The sequence below is a fragment of the Sphingobacterium chuzhouense genome, assembly GCF_014692525.1.
Classification (GTDB): domain Bacteria; phylum Bacteroidota; class Bacteroidia; order Sphingobacteriales; family Sphingobacteriaceae; genus Sphingobacterium; species Sphingobacterium chuzhouense.
On sequence record NZ_JACNYL010000004.1, the window covers coordinates 26,972 to 48,500 of the forward strand.

A 21,529-nucleotide genomic window follows, 5' to 3' on the forward strand; every position below is an offset into this window, starting at 1 on the left:
TAAAAAAGAAATCATGGCAACTTCATTAAACATAGGCTCAAAAGGGTACTGGAAAGCTTACGAAAAGGGAATATTCCGCTTCGTTTTTATCTATTTTATACTTCAGGCCGTGCCGTTGGATTGGAAGTATTTCAAGAATCTGTTTTCAGTCAATTGGCTGAACCCGACATTTGCTGATTTTTTTAACGTCAGTAGATACACACCTCAATTTTTTTTCCAACATACTTCGGCTGATTTTTGGGGAGTGAGCACTCTTGCAGACTGGTTCGTGCTTCTTATAATAGCGGGAGTATTATCTCTAGTGTGGCATTTTTTTGAAAATAGAAAGCAGATACAGCTGAATTATCCTGATTTATATTATATACTAAGAACGGTGCTACGCTATCGGTTAGCACTGGGAGTCATCGCCTATGGATTGATCAAGTTTTTCCCAATTCAGGCTCCCTATCCCACATTAAGTAATTTCAATACGGATTATGGGGATCTCTCGGCATGGAAAATTTTTTCACTCACTTTGGGGGTCGCACCTAAATTTGAATCGGTATTAGGTGGATTGGAAATTTTGGCGGGCTTATTACTATTGTATCGTGGAACTACCGCTATAGGGGCATTTATTGTCCTTATTTTCCATGGAAATGTCTTTTTGTCTAATTTGGCATACGAAGGAGGAGAAACGATTTATAGTTTATATTTACTCCATATCGCTGCCTTTATATTGTTGTATGATGCTAAACGTATAATCGATCTGTTCTCGTTTAACAGACCTGCTCAACTTAATTTGTACAGACCCGTTTACAAGTACGATTGGCAGTATAAAGCGAGAATCGGGTTAAAATCAGCATTTATTTTGATCTTCATTTTTGTATTTGGTTACAAAACATATGCAGCGCATAAGCAGGGAGCGGTTCAATACCCTGCTAAACCCGGCTTAACGGGTGCCGAAGGGCTTTACGATGTCTACGAATTTAGCCGAAATGGACACATCCATCCTTATTCAAAAACCGACAGTTTGCGTTGGCAGGATGTCGTTTTTGAAAAATGGAGTACCTTGAGCATAAGGTCCACACAGAAAATCAAACCTTGGCTCGGTGGTATCGAAGCTTTTTATAAACAGGACAAAGACCGGATATTTGAACTTTCAGGATCCACAACCAGACATTTTTATCATTATCGTATTGATTCTGCTTCTAACACAATTAATCTCGAGAATAAGAACCCACATTACTTAAATGATAGGTTTAAACTTCAGTTCGAACGCCCTAACGAGAATACGATACGATTCTTTGGAGTGGATGCCGAAGGAGACTCGTTGCAGGTGGTACTCCATCGTATAGATAAAAAATATTTGTATGAGGAAGCAAAAAAAGCCGGTCGTAGAGGAGGATTAATATTATAGTTTTTCAATATTAAATTTAGCATCATGTCTAACGAAAAATTAAATCAGCAAAAGGATGTTCGTGTTAATGATCAAGAGTCTGGAAATAGCAACTCCGTTACACAACAGCCTAAGCCCTGGACGTTATTTCAAAAAATCGCCTTTCGAATAGGCTTTATTTATATTGTTTTGTTGGTATTTCCAACGGGTATCTTTTCGATACCGCCAAACTTTAGCTGGTTTAGCCAATGGTTTAACTACGATTGGACAAACTTGCATTACCGAGACCTTTACAGTATAGCACGTTATAGCCCTTCGTTTCCCACAGTGAGTCGTTGGCTAGATTTACCTCGTCTAGAGGGACATTCTATTTGGTTAGTACTGTTGGTAATATCTACCGTGTTAGGATTGGTCTGGACACTAATCGATCGTAAAACGAAGGAATACAATAAACTTTATTATTGGTCCTTGGTATTTGCAAGGTTCCGTGCAGGAATCGGTATTATCGGATTCGGTTTTACAAAGGTATTGCCTGTACAAATGCCATACCCTTCCGAAGGTCTACTGAATACGGATTTTGGCGATTTTACCGGTCAAAAGATCTACTGGCTGTCTATCGGTATCGTACCTTGGTATCAGGTCTTTACCGGTATTGTGGAACTGACTGCCGGAACGTTGTTGTTTTTTAGACAAACTACCGTGTACGGGGCAGCCCTATTGTTTACCGCATTGGGTAGCATCACGATTGTAAACCATGTCTATGATGGAGGAGTACAGGGCTATGCTTTCTATTTTGTACTTCTAGGGTTATACATATTTGGTTATTACATACCCCGGATATATCAGTTTTTTATCCTTCAGAAATATACGGTGCCTGTAGATTATTGGCCTGTATTTAAAAAGAAATGGGAGAAAGGTATCCGAATTGGGTTGAAAACAGGAGTAATCGCGCTATTTCTCGGTGTATTCTTTTATTTACAATTGAAAAATTTTCTATATGATCCATATAAACAGCCGTCCACCCCAGGAGTTAAGGAACTGAGAGGATATTATGATGTAACTACCTTTAAGATTAATGGTGAGGAGATTCCATATAATCCATTGGACACTGTAAGATGGCAGGAGGCCACTTTCGAAAAATGGAGCACGCTTACGTTCAAGGTTAATAAGCCCACACGTTTGGATTTGTCTAATGGAGGAGGAAGTCCAATAAGAGATATTGATCGTACTTTTGAAATTGCAGGCACAGGCGGTGGGCAGCGGGTGTTCCATTATTACGTGGACACAGTTGATCAACGGCTATATTTACAGGATAAAATACGAACTGGGGGAGTATTGGAAAGAGGAGAAGGAGAACAGCAATCTCCAAGCGGACGGCGGGGAGAGCAAAGACAACAAGATAATCAAGATTTGGCGAAAGAGAACGGTTCAAGCGCAACTCGGGATACATTAGAGACGAGATTAGCTGGAAACAATAGAAAAAATCATGGCTTTCGCAATCGTGCCGAATCTGATCCTCTTGGTCCGAATTGGATTAGTGAAGTGGTCAAACAACGTATAGGAGATGAAAATCTTTTTATAGATCCGCGCGGAGCTACAGGACGCAGAACCAAGGAATTTGCTCGTCAAGAACGTCCATCCAATCGGAACAAAATGATTTTAAATTATAGCACAACCGATGGTAATACCATCATACTTTCCGGGATTAATGAGAACAGAGATTCGCTTTATATTGTTCTGAATCGTGTGCATCGTGATTATTTGCTAAGTAGAAGTACATTAGATGCAGGGAAGTACGATTAAAGGTTTTGTATTGAGGTACCAGCGGGGGTAATTAAAAATATTTTCATAAAGTCTACTATTTTAGTAGTCTTTATGAAAAATGTTTTTATATTTGCACTGTTCGTTTCGATTGGCGTTGGCACGACAGTATTTAAAAATTAAACAGAATATGAAAACTTTCTACCAGACCCTACTTTTTTCTCTTCGCGCAATACGTGATTTTGTCAATCTTTATTGTCTTTCACTCCGAATGCGAATGTGCACTTGTTAATTTTCCTCTCTAAATAAAAAGCAAAAAGGGAAGTTAATACCTCCCTTTTGATTTAATAAGCAAATAACAAGTTCAATTGGCGTTGGCACTTGTCAGTATTCACTATCAAACACGCAAACTATGAGATATTGTGGAGTATTCCGATACTCGCTTTCTGTTTTTTTAATTTGGGCTTCTGTTATAACAGTGTGGGCACAAGAAACAAAACCTATTATTAATGCTTCCCTTGTCGGGAGCGTTATTGATGCAACAACAAAAGACCCCATCGAGGGTGCCACCGTACAATTGGAAGCTGTCACGCACAGCGTGAAAACCGATCGAAATGGAAGATTTTCCTTTGTAACAGGTCAAAAATTACCTTTTAGACTTACAGTCACATCAGTAGGCTACCGAACGCAAAATCTTGTCATTGAAAAATCATCGACTGTCATCGAGTTAAATCGATCTACGGAAGATCTGGATGAAGTTGTCGTCGTAGGGTATACCACGATAGCCAAAAAGAATCTCATTGGTGCCGTAGACCGGGTATCTCAACAAGCTGTTAAAGATATTCCCACAGGAAGTTTTGACGCACAGCTGCAAGGTAAAGTTGCGGGTATGCAAGTCGCGGCTAGTACAGGGATTCCCGGGGAAGCATTACACGTCCGTCTGCGAGGAGCGACCTCTATTAATGCAGATAATAATCCCTTATATGTTATTGACGGTGTTTTTCTGAATTCAGAAAGCCTTCAAACCATCAATACAGGAGGTAAAGCGACTTCTCCCATAGCCGACTTGAGCCCTTCTGATATTGAATATGTCGAAGTGCTGAAAGATGCTGAGGCAACAGCCTTATACGGATCAAGAGGCGCAAACGGGGTTATTTTGATTACGACGAAGCGAGGGAAAAATTCGCAATCGGCAAAGATTGATGTCAACCTTTATTCTGGAAGAGGAAAAGCCGCCAAATTGTGGGAATTAACTACCGGACCTGAACACGCTGAATTAGTGAACGAGTATTTTAGAAATATTGGTCAGGCTGAACCATTTAGACCCGTTGCAGACGGGGGGAGAGGGCTACCTTCTGAACAGCAAACATACGACAGATTGGCGGAGGCATTCCGGACGGCAGGAGTTCATAACGTAGATTTATCTGTATATGGAGGTAGTGAGAATACAGCTTATTATTTAAGCGCAGGGTATAATAAGCAAGAGTCTATATTGAAGCCAATCTCCTTTGACCGGGCAAATTTTCGTTTTAATTTAGACCAAAAGGTAAACAATAATCTGAAAATAGGTTCGAGTAATGGTATTTCGAGAACGGGTCGCAACCAAGGTCGGGCAGGGGATGGTCCTCAAGGAGGTATTCTGCAGGCGGCATTGCATACACCGACGTATCTATCGCCCTACAATGAAGAAGGTGTCCTGGTTGGCAGAGCTGGATTTGATAATTTAACCTTGTTATTAGATAATTATGATGTCGGGTCGACAAGTTTGCGCTACATTGGAAATGTTTATGGTGAATACCAGATTACACCGGCTTTGAAATTTCGTTCGACATTTAGTGTGGATTATAATAATTACAATGAGCACGAGTACTGGAATAAATTGCTGATTGCCGGAAGTGGTGCTAACGGATTAGCAACTTCTGCAATTTCTCAATCGACAACATGGATCAACGAGCAAACATTAACATACAGGAAAAGATTAGATGCTCGACATACTATCGGTGCATTATTAGGTAACACGTTACAGGGAAGTTATTTTTCCCTAACATCGGCAGAAGGTCGGGGCTTCGCAACGGATGACTTTACACTCATCAATACCGCTGCCACGACAACAAGTAACCAAGATTGGGACCAATATAAGTTGGCTTCTTTTTTCGGCAGAGTGGATTATGCGTTTGAAGATAAATATCTATTGGATTTTTCACTACGTGCAGACGGATCTTCAAAATTCAATAAAGGATATCAATGGGGGTACTTTCCGGCAATCGGTGTTGCTTGGCGTTTAAGTAAAGAAAGCTTTTTACAGGATGTTGCCTTCTTGGATGACTTAAAATTAAAAACCAGTTATGGTCTGACCGGTAATCAGAATGGTATCAATTCCTTTGCTTCACGGCAATTGTGGTCCGGAGTAGGGTCGTCTTATCGAGGAGTTGCAGGTATTTTTCCCGAGCAACTAGCCAATCAGGAGCTTAGCTGGGAAACTACATCACAGTTTAACCTAGGTTTAGACGCCGCCTTATTAAATAACAGATTGACTACGTCCTTAAACTATTATTATAAATATACGACCGACGGTTTATTGACCGAAGTGTTGCCCGGAACAACAGGTTTTAGCAGTTTTACGAACAACGCTGTGGAGATTAGCAATAAAGGGTTTGAGTTGAGCATTAGTTCGTTGAATATCAATAGCGATGTTTTCTCTTGGAATACCTCATTTAATATTGCCCGTAATATCAACAACATCGAAAAATTAGAAACGCCTCAAAATTATGGAAGTAGAGATCTCATCCAGTTTAGAGAGGGATTTCCAATGTATTCATTTTGGGTGTACAACCAATTATATGTAGACCCCCAGACAGGGGATGCTGTATACGAAGATGTGGACGGTAACGGTCGCATAACAACCGATGACAGACAAATTCTGGGCAGTATCTGGCCAGACTATTTTGGAGGTTTAAGTAACGATTTTTCCTATAAAAACTTTGATTTAAGCACATTCTTTACGTTCTCAGTCGGCAACAAAATATATAATCATAATCGTTTTTTCGGGGAAGCCGGAGGAGCTAGGGATGCGGCGCGTATCATTTTTAAATCTAATCTGGATCGCTGGCAACAACCTGGAGATATCACAGATGTCCCACGTTCAGATGGGGTCAATAATAATAACTATAAAGATGGCGGCGGTAGATGGCTGGAAGATGGGTCCTATTTAAGATTTAGAACATTGAGTTTGGGGTATAATTTTACGGCGAAGAACCTAGGGAAATTGCCTTTGTCTAAGTTGAGGATATATGCTCAGGCAACCAACTTATTTACGATTACAAAATACACGGGGCTTGACCCCGAATCTGCAGCAAATAGTGCAGCAAATCAACAAGGGATTGATTTGGGAACACCACCACAGCCCAGAAGTTTTCAACTAGGTGTTAATTTAACTTTATAAGAGAGTCATGAGAACAAAATTTCTATATTTATTTTACATCGTCCTATTCACGAGCTGCTCTTCGTTCTTAGAGGTAGACCCCAAGTCATCTATCTCAGGAGAAGGTATAATCAAAGATGAAACATCCGCGAACGCAGCGATTAGCGGGGTGTATGATGCACTAAGAAGTTACTATAGTGTAGATTATCAGTCCATCGCCTACTTGTCCGGGGATAACGTCCAATGGACAGGATCACAGTCGCAGGTGCAGGAGTTTATCAACAATATAGTCAATCCCGAGAATTCAACAATAGCATCTACATGGAACGGGATTTACACGACGATAAACCGAGCTAATAACGTAATTAATACGCTAGACAATTATGAAGGAGATGGAATACCGGCTGCTGTAAAAGATAATGTGTTAGGACAAGCATATGCTATTCGCGGATTAGCCTATTTTGATTTAGTTCGTGTATGGGGTGGAGTTCCGTTAATAACAGAACCAACAGAGAAAGTAGGGGATAATATAGGAATAGAACGTAGTACAGTTGAACAGACGTATCAACAAGTGATCGATGATTTGAATCTAGCGGAAGATCTTTTACCTTCCGCAACCGATCGTTTTGCTTTTACCAAGAAAACGGTCTGGGCTTTAAAGGCTCGATACCATTTGTATCAGAAGAATTGGGAAGAGGCGAGAGACTATGCAAAACTATTGATTGATGATCAATCCAATTATGAACTAATCGCTCCTTATTATTCATTCTTTAAAAATAACGTTACAGGAACTAGAGAATCTGTATTCGAACTATTTTACAGCGCCAATGAAGCAAATCCTCATAGAGCGCAATGGCAGCCGCAAACCAATGGTGGGACTAGGCAATGGGCGCCTAGTGAGGAACTGATCGCTTTATTGACAAATGCTAGTACAGCTGGTGCTCGCAGCCAGTTAATAGCAAGGGATAATCAAAATCGCTGGTATGGTGATTTATATTATAGAAGTACGGGCGCCGACCCCACTTATGTGATTCGTATCGCCGAGCTCTATCTTATCCGCGCTGAAGCTTATGCTGAATTGGAAGAGTATGATCTGGCGGTCGATGACCTTAATAGCGTTAGAGAACGGGCTTTGCTTGTAGGCAGGTCATATACGACGAGCAAAACTGATGTTTTGCTGTGGATTGAGGATGAGCGTCGTTTGGAATTTGCGTTCGAAGCACACCGTTGGTTTGATTTGGTGCGAACAGGCCGTGCGCAACAGGTATTAGGTGTAACCGAGTCATTCCGATTATTGTTGCCAATTCCATATAGCCAGATACTGGCCGATCCAGCACTTAAACAAAACCCCAATTATTCATCATAAACTATTTACGCAAAATGGCACCGTATTTTCAAAATCATGCATGGGAGAAGTATTTTCTTCGTGTAAGCATACTCTTTATCTTGTTGCTTAGTTTGCCTTTGCAACCAGATTTTTATAAAACGTTGTTTACGATCAGTTGGGAATATTTTATTGCAGATATATTCCATTTAGTTACCTTTTTGCCCCATTATTTTGGCGAACAGAGTGGCATATATGATTGGGTGTTGATCTTCATTATTGCATTGGTAGGAGCAGCTATTTGGCTGAAAAAGGAAAATCCCGTAAGTGCTGATAGAGAACAGCTGTACTATTATTATTTGAGAATATTTGTACGATTTAAGCTGGCTGCCATATTGTTTGTGGCCGGCTTTCTCAAGTTATTCCCCATTTTTGCTCCGGAACTATCTTTGAGCCACTTAAATACAGCGTATGGTTATTTTGCAGATTGGAAACATTTGTTGTTAAGTTTATCCGCAGCTCCGGCCTACTTGGTGTTTTTGGGTATTGTTGAAGTTATTGCTGCGGTATTATTGCTCTTTCGGAAAACAGCTTTTCTGGCCGTCATTTTTGTCGTGCCATTTTATGGAAATGCGTTTCTGGCGGATCTAGCGTATCAAGGGCCTACTTATTTTGTATCGACATATATCGTCTTGTTGACCTTCCCCATTTTTGTGTACGATGTTCAGCGTTTAGGATCACTAATTGTCAACTTTAAAGAAACATTACCTGCAAGCTGGAAATTGGATTGGCAAAAAGTAAGCTGGTCAAAATGGCGATTACCACTTAAAGCGGTTTTCGTCTTTGTTTTTATTGTGTTAACAGGTGTTAGATCCTATTCTGTTTACCAGCATCCAAATCAATCGTTACATTACCCAAGCGAGGCTGGTTTACCGGCTATCGAAGGAAAATATTTGGTGGATACTTTTGTGCTGAATGGCGATACATTGGCTTTTTCGCCGACAGATAGCGTAAGGTGGAAAGATGTCGTATTCGAAAAATGGAATACGTTAAGCGTGCGAAAAGTAAATACGACCTTCAAAGATGAACCGCCAACGGCTTTTTTTCAACGGGAAGATGAGAGCAGAGATTATGAATACACGCATGTCGGAGATCGTCTGTATTATCGCTATGATATTACGAAAGACCGTATCTACCTTAAAAATCCAAATAAAAATTATCAGGAGGATACCTACACATTTAAGGTGGAACGACCAGATGATCTCCATGTGAACTTGGTGGGTTTTAACGCACAAGGAGACAGATTACAGGTAGGGCTTAGTAAGGTAGATAAAAAGTACCTGTTGTATGAGGTCAAAAAAAATGGTCGTCGAGGCTTAGGGTATAAGTTGTAAACATTTAAAATCATTTGAAGATGTCAGTTAATAATCTATCGCAAGGCAAGAAGCAATGGACTACCTTTCAACTCATCGCTTTTCGTATCAGCTTTGTTTTCTTTATCATCATATCGATACCGAATAACCCGCTGTGGTATAAACATGTGTTTGCCATAGACTGGTTTAATCTGGATTACAGGGATCTGTATGACGTCTGTCGGTTTGGATCAGGTGTAAATTGGTTTGGTCGAACTACCTTTGGACTTCGTTTGGAGGGGTACAGCATTTGGGTCAACACCTTATTCTTTTCTATTATAGCAGGGTTTATTTGGACATTTGTTCTAAAACTGTTGAAAAGAGAGCGATCGGAGTACAATAAGCTGTTTTATTGGCTCAATGTTGTCGTGCGATATAGGGCAGGTTTGGGAATTATTGGCTTTGGTTTTACAAAACTTTTTCCGGTGCAGATGCCTTACCCTTCTTTGGGAATCTTAGATACCGATTATGGCGATTTAACTGCGCAAAAGATTTTTTGGCTCTCGTTTGGTATCGTACCCTGGTATCAGGTATTTGCCGGCATACTAGAAGTGGGGGCAGGCACTTTGTTGTTTTTCAGAAAAACAGTTCCTATTGGAGCAGCTTTGCTTGTGGGTGCATTGGGCGCCATTGTTGTGGTGAATTTTGCTTACAACGGGGGTGTACATGTTTACAGTTCTTACTTCGTACTTTTGAGTTTATTTTTGCTGGTTCCTTATTACAAGCCGTTTTATGACTTATTTGTAAAAGAAATACCCGCAAAAGTGGAACTATATCTACCCAAGTTTGGCTCTACATTTAATTATTTTAGGATCGGTCTTAAGGCATTGACCCTTTTCGTTTTTGTGGGTGTCTTTTTCTATCTGCAATACATTGACTATCGCTACGATCCTTATAAACAGCCCTCTTCCGCAGGTGTTAAGGCGTTGCGGGGTAATTATAACGTAACGGAATTTAAATTAAACGGAGAGACAAGGCCGTTTAATCCATACGACACCGTCCGTTGGCAGTCTGTAACTTTTGAGAAATGGTCTACATTGACTTTCCGTGTCAATAGACCGTTGCGATTAGATTTGTCAAATGGTGGCGGTGATCCCAAGCGAGATGTGAACCGTACATTTGAACTCTCGGGTGTGGCGGGAGGTCAACGTGCTTTCCATTACTATGCAGACACGGACAATAAAACATTGTACTTAGAAGACAAATTTAAACTTATTCCCGATCCACGTAATGTAACAGCGGGTGAAGGTGGTGATGGAGGGGTTCGAAATTATCTGAAAGACCAAAAGGCATATGCTGATGTCCCGGCGATTTCACTGGGGGAATGGATTCCCGATTCTATTAAACATAAGTTTGCGAATGAGGTAAATGATGTACATCCCAAAGCAAGGACGACACGACGCATCCGCGAGTTTGCCAAAGCAGATGAATTAGCAAAAAAAGAAGTGAGACAGCGTTTTGTGGTCAATTACACAGTATTTGATAATGGCAATAAAGTTATCTTGGAAGGGATAGACGAAAATCGAGATTCACTTTACGTGGTCTTGGATAAGGTTTTCAAGGATTATAAACTCACGCCAGGTAAATTGGTCGCAGGACAATATGATTAAAACAGGAGCGATACATATCATGCTTGCTTGTGTTGTTATTTGTCTGACCTACTGCAATCGTGCTGATCATATATCTGCTGTAACGCAAGTGCAGCGACATGAAGCAAATTGGTCGGACGGACTTGCAGCGTACGAAGCAACATGGCCGGATAAATTTGAAATAGGAAAATCAGCAGATAAAAGTTTTATAGCCAAATGGGATATCGATGTTCGACCAGACGGAAAAGGATTACCGAAAGGCGAAGGCAGGGCGAAAAATGGCGCCGCAGTGTACCAAAATAAATGTGCCAGTTGTCATGGCGTCAATGGATATGAAGGACCCGAAGATAAACTGGTCACCGACTCGACCGGAAGAAATACCATCGGCAATTACTGGCCTTACGCGACGACTATCTTTGATTACGTCCGTCGCGCCATGCCGTTTGAGGCCCCCGGCTCATTGACCGATCAAGAGGTTTATGATATCACCGCCTATTTGCTGTATTTGAATGGTATCATAGAAGAAGAGTTTGTTATTACGGAAAAGACCTTGCCGCAGGTAGAGATGCCAGCAAAGAAAAGATACGTATTGGATGATCGGCGTGGAGGTCCAGAGATAAGATAAAATACTATGTCAGTAGAAAAAGAACATTTTCAGCAAATACAGAAGCTTGTCCGTTGGTTGACAGTCACCGTTGTCGTGTTTTTAATTGTGACGGTAGTTTTTGTGGTGTATCAACATACATCCGATCAGGTTATAGAACCAAACTTTGACTCAAAGATTATTGTTGATCCCAGTAAGGTACAAGGAGCGCCATCATCCGAATTGGGACATCGTTCTAAATTCGATAGCCCCAAGCGTATCGCCACGTATGCAACGGCCTCACGGACGCCTTTGGAAGATCTTCAAGGCACGATTACGCCTTCGGATCTGCACTTTGAAAGACACCACGCAGGTATACCCGAGATAGATCCTGCACAGCACGAATTACTGATTCACGGTTTGGTCGAAAAACCTATACGGTTAAAGCTTTCAGACCTCAAAAAATACCCCTCGGTATCGCGAATTTGTTTTATTGAGTGTTCCGGTAATTTTCGGTATGGCAAAAGGGAAATGACGCCGGGAGAAGTATGTGGTTTAACCAGCCAGAGTGAGTGGACAGGTGTATTGCTGTCTACCATATTACGGGATCTCGGAGTTAAACCGGAGGCTAAATGGTTGTTGGCAGAAGGGGCTGACGGCGCGCTGATGGCACGCAGTGTACCGTTGCAGGAAGCACTAACAGAGGCTATTATCGCTTACGGTCAGAATGGAGAGGCCATCCGGCCGGCGCAAGGATACCCTATGCGACTGGTTATCCCCGGTTTCGAAGGCAATACACAAATCAAATGGTTGAGGCGTATTGAAGTGACAGACGAGCCGGTGATGACCCGGGAGGAAACCTCGAAATATACAGAGAAAGTCAAAGATGGAAAAATACGGATGATGAGCTTTGTAATGGATGCTCGGTCTATTGTCACCTATCCTGCTTATCCGAAAAAAATTGAAAAAGGCTGGCAAGAATTACGAGGCATAGCATGGAGTGGTAGGGGAAAGGTGACGAAAGTCCTCGTCAGTGTAGATAACGGCAAAACTTGGCAGGAGGCACATTTACAGGGACCGGTTTTAGAGAAGGCACATACGGCATTTAAATACATGTGGAACTGGGATGGAAAACCAACACGCGTCCTGAGTAAAGCTATTGATGAGACGGGGTATGAGCAACCTACGTACAATCAGCTTGTAGAAGCCAGAGAATCAAGAGGAGGTTACCATTTTAACCCTGTCGTGGGATGGGATATCGAGAAAAGCGGGGAAGTATACCTAGCAGATATCAAGGATATCTAAACGTATAATAACGTAATATGAAAAGAGTTTTTGAGATAATGATGGCTTCGCTTATTTGTTTATTTGTTCAAGAGACTTTTGCGCAGGTTGAACCGGATGATAGTACAAGCCGCTATTATGCTATTCAGGAAATTATCATTTTTGGGAAAGGATCTGACAAAGGACTGATCAACCGCGTCTCGGCAACGCAGATACAGAACTTTAACAAGCACAATGTGGTTGAAGCCGTCAATTTATTGCCTGGTGTTAGCATTACGCAGCTTGGAGCTAGGAATGAGGGCAGTATTATGGTAAGAGGTTTTAATTCCCTGCGGACGCCTGTTTTTTATGATGGCATTCCCATTTATACCCCTTACGACGGGACTTTTGATTTGAGTAGATTTAATACATTTGATATAGAAGGCATTTCCGTAGATAAAGGTTTGGTATCGGTGCAATACGGACCAAATACCATGGGCGGTGCCGTCAATATCATTTCCAAAAAACCGTTAAAAAAACTAGATATCAACGGGCAATCTGGCTTAATATCGGCAAAAGGCGATGCCGCAAATGGATATTTTTCTTCTTTTAATGTGGGGACCAGACAAAACACGTATTACGCACTCGGTTCTGTTTCTATTTTGGACAGAAAAGATTTTGTGCTATCTAATAAATTTGAACCAACGAACAGCAGTTTACAGGACGCAGGAAAAAGAAACCACGCTTCTTCTCAAGATATAAAATTGAGCGGAAAAGTTGGCTATACACCAAACGAAACAGATGAATATTCCTTGAGTTTTATTTATCAAAATGCAAATAAAGCTATTTCTCCAAATGTACTGCTGACAGGGAATAGCAATTGGAGAGATTATCCTGTTTATGATAAAAAAAGTGCCTATTTCAAAACAAAAACGTTGCTTGCGGAAAAGACTTTTTTACATGTGACAGGATATTATGATACCTATTTTAATGAGATGAGGCAATATGACGACAACGAATATCTATTGCAAAATAAGAACTCTTCTTTCGCGAGTGTATATGATGATTATGCACTTGGCGGAATAATAAATCTTACTTCGGAGGCTATCAAAAATAATGTTATTACGTTTTCCTTAAATCAAAAATTTGATGTGCACCGGGAGCATAATCGCGAAATTGCAGAGCGTTTGGAGGTTGGACAAAATTTTAAGGCGGGAGAACCCGTTCAAGAGTATAATGATCATACTTTTTTTGTAGGGGTGGAAGATGTTATCGTGCTAAATTCATCTGTAAAAGGTATTTTGGGGTTGTCTTACAATACCAGAAGGAATACCAAAGCACAGGAATACGGCACACATTATGATACAGGCGAGCGCGACGTATTATTTGATTTTCCGACGGGTTCAAATCAAGCCTTTGACTACAAGGGAGGATTGGTTGTTGAGCCTGTTGATAACCATAAAATTACCCTATCGGCCTCGAAAAGAACGCGCTTTGCTTCACAGAAAGAACGATATTCAAGTCGATTCGGAAGCCAAGTGCCCAATCCCGGTCTGAAATCGGAGTATGCATGGATATTTGACCTGACATATTCCGGGGAAATAGGTACTGTATTTCAGTATGAGTTGTCCGGTTTTATAAATGACATTTATGATGCTATCCTTGTACGGACGGTTGGTGAACTGGACAATGGCGATCCAGTTAACCAAAATGTCAATATCGGAAAAGCGGTGTCTCAAGGTTATGAACTCGCTTTTGGATATCAGCCGTTGTCATTTTTAAGTTTGGGCGCTAACTATAGCTTTATCGCATTAAAGGACAAAACTGGAAACGACGAGAAGTTTACAGATGTGCCGAACCATAAAGTTATGGGGTATACTAAAGTTGATATTCCAAAAATTAAATCAGCTTTTCTTATCAGTGTTGAGCATTATGGTAAACGGTATATTACAAGTACAGGAGATGCAGCACCGGACTTTACGTTATTGCATGCGAAGTTCTCCATTCCTCTCATTAGTGGTATTTCGCTAGATTTGAGTGTTCGGAATTTATTAGATAAAGATTATTATTTGGCTTTAGGTTATCCGAGAGAAGGAAGGTCGTTTCTGACGGCTTTATCCTATAGGTTTTGATGTTAGCTGAAAGTAAGTAACTTAGTAAGACAATGAAAAAATACGATGCTATTATAATAGGCTCGGGTCCAAATGGATTTGCGGCAGCGATTACTTTGCAGCGACAAGGATTTTCTACGTTGATTGTGGAGGGGGCTGATACCATAGGAGGAGGTCTGCGTACGAAAGAATTGACCCTGCCGGGCTTTAAGCATGATGTTTGTTCAGCCATACACCCTATGGCGATGGCTTCCCCCTTTATGCGTTCATTGCCCTTAGAAGAATATGGACTGGAATTTATCCAGGCGACTTATGCTGCAGTACATCCTTTGGACAATGGTGATTCGGCCCTGTTGTTTAATAGTGTGGACGAAACCGCAAAAGATTTAGGTATTGATGCGCGTACCTATAAAAAATTGATTCTACCCCTAATTAACCGATGGGACAGCTTGGCCCTGGATACCATGGGGCCTTTGCGTTTCCCTCGTCATCCGCTGGATTTGGCAAGCTTTGGGTTAAAAGCGTTAAAACCGGCTACGTGGACAGCGTCGTCGTTTAAGACACAAAAAGCAAAAGCATTATGGGGAGGAGTGGCAGCACATGGCATACAACCGTTGTCCAACTGGGCTACCTCTGCCATCGGACTGGTATTGATGGCAGTAGGACATCGTTATGGCTGGCCCATTCCCAAAGGTGGTTCACAGTCCATCGCTGATGCACTGACAGCATACTATCTTTCACTAGGAGGTGAAATACAAACAGGTTTGTGGGTCAAGAATATAACACAATTACCCGATCATAAGATTTTGATAGTTAATATGGGGCCGCGTCAAATTTTGCAGTTGCAAGGTACAGGTTTTTCCGAGACATACAGGAGATCGCTAGGACGATTTAAACAGGGGATGGGTGTTTTCAAGATCGACTGGGCTCTATCTGATCCTACACCTTTTCGAGACATACGATGTCAGCAAGCCGCTACGGTACATATCGGCAATACATTTGAAGAAATTGCAAATTATGAAAAGAATGCGCATATGGGTAGGATAGGACAAAAACCATTTGTATTATTTGCCCAACCTAGCCAATTTGATCATTTACGTGCGCCGGAGGGGAAGCACACCGGATGGGCATATTGCCATGTTCCGAATGGATCTACGGTAGACTTTACAGCACATATTGAGAATCAGATAGAACGTTTTGCGCCCGGATTTAAGGACACCATCCTAGCTAGATCAACTATGAATACCATTGATATAGAGGCATACAACCCTAACTACGTTGGCGGAGACATTAATGGCGGTTTAATGGATATCTATCAGTTGTATACCAGACCGACATTGTCTTTCACACCGTACCGTACGTCGAATAAAAACATATATATCGCCTCTTCATCTACACCTCCCGGGGGGGGGGTGCATGGCATGGCAGGTTTTCATGCTGCCAAATTAATTTTAAAGGACCATTTTAATATTGATGTGACGTTATGAGGAAAATTGTGCTTGCTGGAGGATCCGGCCATTTGGGAACGCTATTAAAGGCCGCGTTTCTGGATGTAGGATGGGAAGTCGTGATTTTATCCCGGCAACGGAATAAGAAAGAAGACGGAGTAACGTATGTGTTTTGGGACGGAGAACATCTGGGGGCTTGGGTCCATGCTTTGGAGGGAGTAGACACCGTGATTAACTTGAGTGGTAAAAGTATACAGTGTCGCTTTACATCGGAAAACAGGGCCATTCTGGAACGTTCCCGCATTTTGCCGACCGATGCTTTGGGAAGAGCAATAAGCCAATGTGATAAACCACCTAGGCTTTGGATCAACTTTTCTGGTATATCTATTTTTTCTGGATTAGAGGAACTGCAGGATGAAACGAGTCTTGCGGTGGGAACAGATTATTTAGCTCAACTGACCCGGCGGTGGGAGGCTGCTTTTTCAGCGTTTGATCTATCGGACACGTTCAAAGTAATACTTCGCGTTAGTCCGGTGTTATCTAAACAACAGGGCATGTTTGCAGAATTACTTCCTATAGCAAAATGGGGACTGGGAGGTAACGTTGCAGATGGAAGTCAATATGTTAGTTGGATTCATCAGCAGGATTTTGTGGCGTTGGTACAATGGATAATAGAACAGACGCGTCCTCGACGCGTTTACCATGCATGCAGTCCCCATCCGGTAACGAATGCTACATTTATGAAAGCGCTCCGAGAAAGCGTAGGTGTTTCTTTTGGATTACCCCTTCCTCGGATCATGGCGCATATCGGTTCGTTTGTAAAAGGTGTCGATTCAAGTATTCTACTTCAGAGTGTTCCGGCGACCACCAAATATACCATTGAAGACGGATTTGTCTTTAAGTTAGGAAATATCAAGGAAGCGTTGGCCGATTTAGTATAATAATACTTATATTGTCATCTTCATTATTCAACTATTACATAAAATATCAAATGTCATCTTCTAAATTAAGTATAGCGATCAGCGAAGACTGGGTCGTTGTGATACTGGGATTAGCGATCATTTTTTTAACCCTATTTGGCGTTGTGGTACCCAAACCAGCTTTTTCTTGGGATACAACAGATGTTCTCTTTGGTCAAATTCTTTCGGCAAACAATCTATTAGCCATCGGTAAGCAATTTTTGTTGGTATTCATTATCGCACTGCTGGGGGCTTTCTTGCTAGGGAAACCGTTAAAGCCGCTGTTCATAGTTTTTCCTTTTATTTTTGTATTAACCATATTCGCTTTGATCTTGGCAGGCAATAGCACGGTGCGCGAATATAACTTGGAAGCGGTTATCTTTAGTTTGGGAATCGGTTTGCTGATCAGCAATTTTTTTACGTTACCAACATGGTTTAAGGAGGCACTTTCGACGGAATTGTATGTAAAAATCGGATTGGTATTGCTCGGAACAACGGTTATTTTTGGTGATATATTGAAGGCGGGAGCCTTAGGACTTGTTCAGGCGCTGGTCGTGGTACTATCAGTTTGGTATTTCGCCTTTTGGCTTTGCAAAAAACTGAAGATTGACGAAGAAATGTCTATGATGCTCTCATCAGCGGTGTCCATTTGTGGAGTGTCGGCTGCTATTGCTACATCTGGAGCTATTAAAGGTGATCCCAAGAAGCTATCCTATGTGGTTTCGTTGGTCCTGATTACAGCGGTGCCGATGATGATTTTTATGCCCTATATTGCAGAATGGATGGGTTTGTCGCAAGAGGTCACGGGTGCATGGCTCGGGGGCAGTATTGATACGACTGGCGCGGTCGTTGCGTCGGGGTCGTTAGTAGGTGAACGTGCCTTAGAGATCAGTACAATTGTTAAGTTCTCGCAAAATGTACTGCTCGGAATTGCGGCCTTTGCTATCAGTATCTACTGGACATATTCGCATTCCAAAAGTGCGGAACATGCCGAGAAACCGACTTTAAAGATTATTTGGGAACGTTTCCCTAAGTTTGTAATAGGATTTATCTTTGCTTCTCTTTTGTTCTCTTTTGTTATTAGTCCCGAACAGGTCGGAAACGTAAAAGAGGAGCTGAAAAGTATACAAGGCTTATGGTTTGCATTGGCTTTTACATCGATCGGTTTGGAAACGAATTTTAAAGACCTGTTTGTGCACAACAATAAGAAACCACTTTATGCGTTTCTGATCGCACAGGGATTCAATATTATCGTGACCTTGGTAATCGCCTTGCTGTTATTTGGGTAGGTTATTAACGCAAAAGAAGCTGGCTCCGTAAATTGGAGACAGCCTCATTTGCTTGCCTTTGCGGTGGTTCTGCTACAATCTCTTATGCAATGTTAAATGCACCTACAATACTTGCTGGATGAAGTGCTTTGGAATTAATTAATATATCCCTGCCTCGGGAGTTATTAAAATACAAAACCGATAACCCAACAAAAATTACGCATCCCATGACTGGCGTGCAATCCACCTCTATTCGCTCCGCTTCGCGCCAGCCTTCTAACTGCGCACAATTAATTTCTATTTCTGTGTACGATACTATATGATATTCTGCTTTGACGAAATCGATAGCCATCGCGTTTATAACAACAATCATTTTTCCGGCAGCGTCAAGAAATGTGATATCACGATCTTTTTTAAACTTCGGAATATCTATAGTGAGTAAGTTGTTCTCGTGAAGCGATAATTCGATGTCAAAATTGAGATAATCCTGCGTATTGCTCTTTTCATTGAACTGGAAGTTCGCTAGGCGATTCAGTTTACCGTGCTGAAGACACATTTTGCCCGGTATTTGGTCGGGGTTAGCTCGCATGGCACGCAATATTTGTCCATTAAGTCGCCCCACCATACGGCAATCATATAAGTTTAGATGTGTGTCCGATAAAGCCGACCGGACAAAGCCTCCAGCATTGCTGGCTTGACCAAAATCGATAGAGGCTTTTTTGGTGGCAACGGTTTGCTTAGCCTTACGAGGTCTAGACTGTAGAATTTGTTGATTCCCAATTTTTCGTGCCACGAGATTCCCAACTAAACCTCGAATTGCACCATTTGCTGCTATTTTCATAACCGTGAAATTAATGAATCAAGTGTTTGTAAATCAAATAAATGTGAATTTTTAAGAAATTTGAAAAATGTGTATGAGCGCTCTTGCCATTTTCGTAATGGCTTTTCGAGAAGGCCTTGCCATTTTCGCAACGGTCTGTAACAAGACAATTTATTACCAAACCCTGAGCAACTTGCCCCTGAAAAAAGGTTGTCCGGATTATGATAGCGTGGTGAATGCAAAATTAAACGGAAATAGGTGGCATTATGGCGCAGTTAATGTGGACTCAATATGGACTCACGGGCAATTTGGGGATAGGCTGTCTTATCTTTATCCGCGTCCTGATTCTGCTTCGTCGTCGGGTTCACGTATTTTCGCGGATGATGTTATTTCTTTACAGTTTTCTTATGGAATTTGCTATCTTTCAGCATCCTCTTATTGGATAATTGCGTATGGACGAAAAAGAACAACTCGTATATTATAAGCAGACGGGCGATCTGCAGGTATTGGGACAACTATACGCGCCCTATATGTCTTTGCTATACGGTGTGTGCTTTAAGTACTTTCAAGAACAGGCAGCGAGTCAAGATGCGGTGATGCAGATCTTTGAGCAGCTGGTACATAAGCTTCGTGTGCATGAGGTAGATAATTTCAAAAGCTGGTTGTATGTGTTTGCCCGGAATTATTGCTTGATGGAACTCCGAAAGCAGAAAGGCAAAATGCATGTGGATATTGAAGAAAATATGTCCGAAAGTGAGCAGAAGCTCGTAATGGACGATGAGGGGAAATGGACGGAAGATGATTTTAATAAAGTGCATGACTGTCTGGAAACCCTTTCTCCCGATCAAGCAGTTTGTGTACGCCTGTTTTATCTGGAGCAAAAATGCTATAAGGATATTGCGGAGGAGACCGGATACGACTTAAACAAGGTGAAGAGCTATATCCAGAATGGGAAAAGAAACTTGAAAATTTGTATGGAGAGTGGGAAAAATGGAAAATAACTATCAACTGTCAAGAATACATAACTATATACACGGCTTAATGAGTCGGGAGGAAATGCATGCGTTGGAGCGGGAAGCGTTGGACGATCCATTCTTACAAGATGCGATTGATGGCTATAAGATGCAGCAGGGAGTTGATGTAAAATCGTTGAGCTTATTGCAGCAACGGCTCGAGCGGCGCATAGCAGAGCACGCTCAACGTAAGAATAGATTTTATTTTAGCTGGCAGCGTTTAGCAATTGGGATGGTAGGAGCTGTGATGTTTATTGCGGTGTGTACGCTCTTATTGATCCGTCATCTGCCTAATGGACAGAACACCAACGTAACGGAGGTGGAACTGATGGATGATGCCCTTACACAGACGGTTGTACATTCATTGCCTACCGGTGATGCGCAGCCGGTAGGTGGTTGGGAAGCATTTTCTGCATTTGTATCGACGCATTATTCTGGCGTAAATACGGAAAAGCGGTTAAAGGTTCGCTTCAAAGTGGGACAAGATGGGCTTCCATATGATATACAGCCACAGGTAGGCAAGAATCAGCCAATCTATGAAGAGATCATACAGGTTTTACAGAAAGGCCCGAAGTGGGAAGGAAAAGAGGGGCGTATTGAAATTGTTTTTCCGGAGTAGAGCGGCTGTAAAAACACATGGATTCGCTCGCGATTTGTATTTTACAAAAAAGTTCGTAACTTTCTGTTGATAAAATAGTTGTCATTTTTGTTGAACGAATAATAATAATAGAAAGATGATGGTTTCGAAAATTATTGGTTTCATCGCGCTGTTGTTTATATTTCCTCACGCTGAAAAAAACGACCGCCTCAATCAGATCAACAAATTTCTGAACGGAAATTGGGTTATTGAGGAAACAGCCGATTCACGCTTACAAAGCATGCATTTTTTTGGAGGAGATTGTATTAATTTTACTTTTCGTGACAATCCACATGCCCAGAGTATCCTCAAGAAATATGAATACGTCAATGTGGATGATTACCCACAGCATATTTCATTGAATGTTTATACGAAAGATATCGTATCAGATAAAAAACTAACGGAGAGCCCCTTCCATATTGAAATAATGGATAAAAATACGATCCGGGTAACTAGTAAACTTGGGGAAATTAATACGCTTAAAAGAAAACCAAGAAACGCGAGGGATATTCATATAAGGTGATTAAATTCACGTAAAGCAACGA

General features: G+C 41.5%; 17 protein-coding genes. 16 read left to right on the plus strand and 1 reads right to left on the minus strand.

Translation table 11 applies throughout. The features are described from left to right. Positions 1-13 precede the first annotated feature (13 nt). From H8B21_RS16305 to H8B21_RS16360, 12 genes are all read left to right on the plus strand, one after another. On the plus strand, positions 14-1,396 hold the full coding sequence (locus tag H8B21_RS16305) for a DoxX family protein (protein WP_190314853.1): 1,383 nt from the start codon (positions 14-16) through the stop codon (positions 1,394-1,396). A gap of 24 nt (positions 1,397-1,420) precedes the next feature. After that, on the plus strand, positions 1,421-3,178 hold the full coding sequence (locus tag H8B21_RS16310; protein WP_190314854.1) for a hypothetical protein: 1,758 nt from the start codon (positions 1,421-1,423) through the stop codon (positions 3,176-3,178). A gap of 370 nt (positions 3,179-3,548) precedes the next feature. Next, positions 3,549-6,578, plus strand: coding sequence for a SusC/RagA family TonB-linked outer membrane protein (locus tag H8B21_RS16315; RefSeq protein ID WP_190314855.1), 3,030 nt, complete (start codon positions 3,549-3,551; stop codon positions 6,576-6,578). 7 nt (positions 6,579-6,585) lie between these two features. Further along, positions 6,586-7,923: a RagB/SusD family nutrient uptake outer membrane protein gene (locus tag H8B21_RS16320; protein ID WP_190314856.1), complete on the plus strand. Its 1,338-nt coding sequence runs from the start codon at positions 6,586-6,588 to the stop codon at positions 7,921-7,923. Positions 7,924-7,937: 14 nt separating this feature from the next. Next, entirely contained in the window at positions 7,938-9,275 is a 1,338-nt protein-coding gene (locus H8B21_RS16325; RefSeq protein WP_190314858.1) for a DoxX family protein, read from the plus strand. 20 nt (positions 9,276-9,295) lie between these two features. After that, the gene (locus tag H8B21_RS16330) at positions 9,296-10,903 is read left to right on the plus strand and encodes a hypothetical protein (protein WP_190314860.1); all 1,608 of its coding nucleotides are present in this window, start codon (positions 9,296-9,298) and stop codon (positions 10,901-10,903) included. Then, on the plus strand, positions 10,896-11,507 hold the full coding sequence (locus tag H8B21_RS16335) for a c-type cytochrome (protein ID WP_223815100.1): 612 nt from the start codon (positions 10,896-10,898) through the stop codon (positions 11,505-11,507). The genes H8B21_RS16330 and H8B21_RS16335 overlap by 8 nt, the downstream gene beginning before the upstream one ends. Positions 11,508-11,513: 6 nt before the next feature. Next, complete coding sequence (gene soxC, locus H8B21_RS16340) at positions 11,514-12,770, plus strand: sulfite dehydrogenase (protein ID WP_190314862.1); 1,257 nt, start codon at positions 11,514-11,516, stop codon at positions 12,768-12,770. 17 nt (positions 12,771-12,787) lie between these two features. After that, positions 12,788-14,860 (plus strand): TonB-dependent receptor plug domain-containing protein, encoded by a 2,073-nt coding sequence (locus tag H8B21_RS16345; protein WP_190314864.1) that lies wholly within the window; start codon positions 12,788-12,790, stop codon positions 14,858-14,860. Positions 14,861-14,892: 32 nt separating this feature from the next. After that, the gene (locus H8B21_RS16350; RefSeq protein WP_190314866.1) at positions 14,893-16,326 is read left to right on the plus strand and encodes a phytoene desaturase family protein; all 1,434 of its coding nucleotides are present in this window, start codon (positions 14,893-14,895) and stop codon (positions 16,324-16,326) included. Beyond that, a complete protein-coding gene (locus tag H8B21_RS16355) occupies positions 16,323-17,228 on the plus strand; it encodes an epimerase (RefSeq protein ID WP_190314868.1) in 906 nt (301 codons plus the stop codon). Before H8B21_RS16350 ends, H8B21_RS16355 begins: the two co-directional genes overlap by 4 nt. Positions 17,229-17,278: 50 nt before the next feature. Continuing rightward, positions 17,279-18,535: a YeiH family protein gene (locus tag H8B21_RS16360; RefSeq protein WP_190314870.1), complete on the plus strand. Its 1,257-nt coding sequence runs from the start codon at positions 17,279-17,281 to the stop codon at positions 18,533-18,535. 82 nt (positions 18,536-18,617) lie between these two features. Here the strand turns inward: H8B21_RS16360 and H8B21_RS16365 are convergent, their stop codons facing one another. Then, on the minus strand, positions 18,618-19,355 hold the full coding sequence (locus tag H8B21_RS16365) for a hypothetical protein (RefSeq protein ID WP_190314872.1): 738 nt from the start codon (positions 19,353-19,355) through the stop codon (positions 18,618-18,620). Between the two features lie 73 nt (positions 19,356-19,428). On the opposite strand from H8B21_RS16365, the gene H8B21_RS16370 reads away from it, so the two are divergent. The 4 genes from H8B21_RS16370 (at position 19,429) to H8B21_RS16385 (ending at position 21,507) form a co-directional block, all read left to right on the plus strand. Next, positions 19,429-19,818, plus strand: coding sequence for a hypothetical protein (locus H8B21_RS16370; RefSeq protein ID WP_190314874.1), 390 nt, complete (start codon positions 19,429-19,431; stop codon positions 19,816-19,818). Beyond that, positions 19,787-20,335 carry an RNA polymerase sigma factor gene (locus H8B21_RS16375; protein WP_190314875.1) on the plus strand — a complete coding sequence of 183 codons (549 nt, stop codon included), beginning with the start codon at positions 19,787-19,789 and terminating at the stop codon, positions 20,333-20,335. The genes H8B21_RS16370 and H8B21_RS16375 overlap by 32 nt, the downstream gene beginning before the upstream one ends. After that, positions 20,325-20,966 carry a hypothetical protein gene (locus H8B21_RS16380; protein WP_190314877.1) on the plus strand — a complete coding sequence of 214 codons (642 nt, stop codon included), beginning with the start codon at positions 20,325-20,327 and terminating at the stop codon, positions 20,964-20,966. Before H8B21_RS16375 ends, H8B21_RS16380 begins: the two co-directional genes overlap by 11 nt. A gap of 115 nt (positions 20,967-21,081) precedes the next feature. Then, the gene (locus tag H8B21_RS16385; protein ID WP_190314879.1) at positions 21,082-21,507 is read left to right on the plus strand and encodes a hypothetical protein; all 426 of its coding nucleotides are present in this window, start codon (positions 21,082-21,084) and stop codon (positions 21,505-21,507) included. The last annotated feature ends 22 nt before the right edge of the window (positions 21,508-21,529 follow it).

Coding starts and splice junctions, on each gene's coding strand:
- H8B21_RS16375 (WP_190314875.1), top strand. CDS start 19,787: ATGGACGAAAAAGAACAACTCGTATATTATAAGCAGACGGGCGATCTG.
- H8B21_RS16315 (WP_190314855.1), top strand. CDS start 3,549: ATGAGATATTGTGGAGTATTCCGATACTCGCTTTCTGTTTTTTTAATT.
- H8B21_RS16370 (WP_190314874.1), top strand. CDS start 19,429: ATGAGCGCTCTTGCCATTTTCGTAATGGCTTTTCGAGAAGGCCTTGCC.
- H8B21_RS16330 (WP_190314860.1), top strand. CDS start 9,296: ATGTCAGTTAATAATCTATCGCAAGGCAAGAAGCAATGGACTACCTTT.
- H8B21_RS16355 (WP_190314868.1), top strand. CDS start 16,323: ATGAGGAAAATTGTGCTTGCTGGAGGATCCGGCCATTTGGGAACGCTA.
- H8B21_RS16365 (WP_190314872.1), bottom strand. CDS start 19,355: ATGAAAATAGCAGCAAATGGTGCAATTCGAGGTTTAGTTGGGAATCTC.
- H8B21_RS16345 (WP_190314864.1), top strand. CDS start 12,788: ATGAAAAGAGTTTTTGAGATAATGATGGCTTCGCTTATTTGTTTATTT.
- H8B21_RS16350 (WP_190314866.1), top strand. CDS start 14,893: ATGAAAAAATACGATGCTATTATAATAGGCTCGGGTCCAAATGGATTT.
- soxC (WP_190314862.1), top strand. CDS start 11,514: ATGTCAGTAGAAAAAGAACATTTTCAGCAAATACAGAAGCTTGTCCGT.
- H8B21_RS16380 (WP_190314877.1), top strand. CDS start 20,325: ATGGAAAATAACTATCAACTGTCAAGAATACATAACTATATACACGGC.
- H8B21_RS16310 (WP_190314854.1), top strand. CDS start 1,421: ATGTCTAACGAAAAATTAAATCAGCAAAAGGATGTTCGTGTTAATGAT.
- H8B21_RS16305 (WP_190314853.1), top strand. CDS start 14: ATGGCAACTTCATTAAACATAGGCTCAAAAGGGTACTGGAAAGCTTAC.
- H8B21_RS16320 (WP_190314856.1), top strand. CDS start 6,586: ATGAGAACAAAATTTCTATATTTATTTTACATCGTCCTATTCACGAGC.
- H8B21_RS16335 (WP_223815100.1), top strand. CDS start 10,896: ATGATTAAAACAGGAGCGATACATATCATGCTTGCTTGTGTTGTTATT.
- H8B21_RS16360 (WP_190314870.1), top strand. CDS start 17,279: ATGTCATCTTCTAAATTAAGTATAGCGATCAGCGAAGACTGGGTCGTT.
- H8B21_RS16385 (WP_190314879.1), top strand. CDS start 21,082: ATGATGGTTTCGAAAATTATTGGTTTCATCGCGCTGTTGTTTATATTT.
- H8B21_RS16325 (WP_190314858.1), top strand. CDS start 7,938: ATGGCACCGTATTTTCAAAATCATGCATGGGAGAAGTATTTTCTTCGT.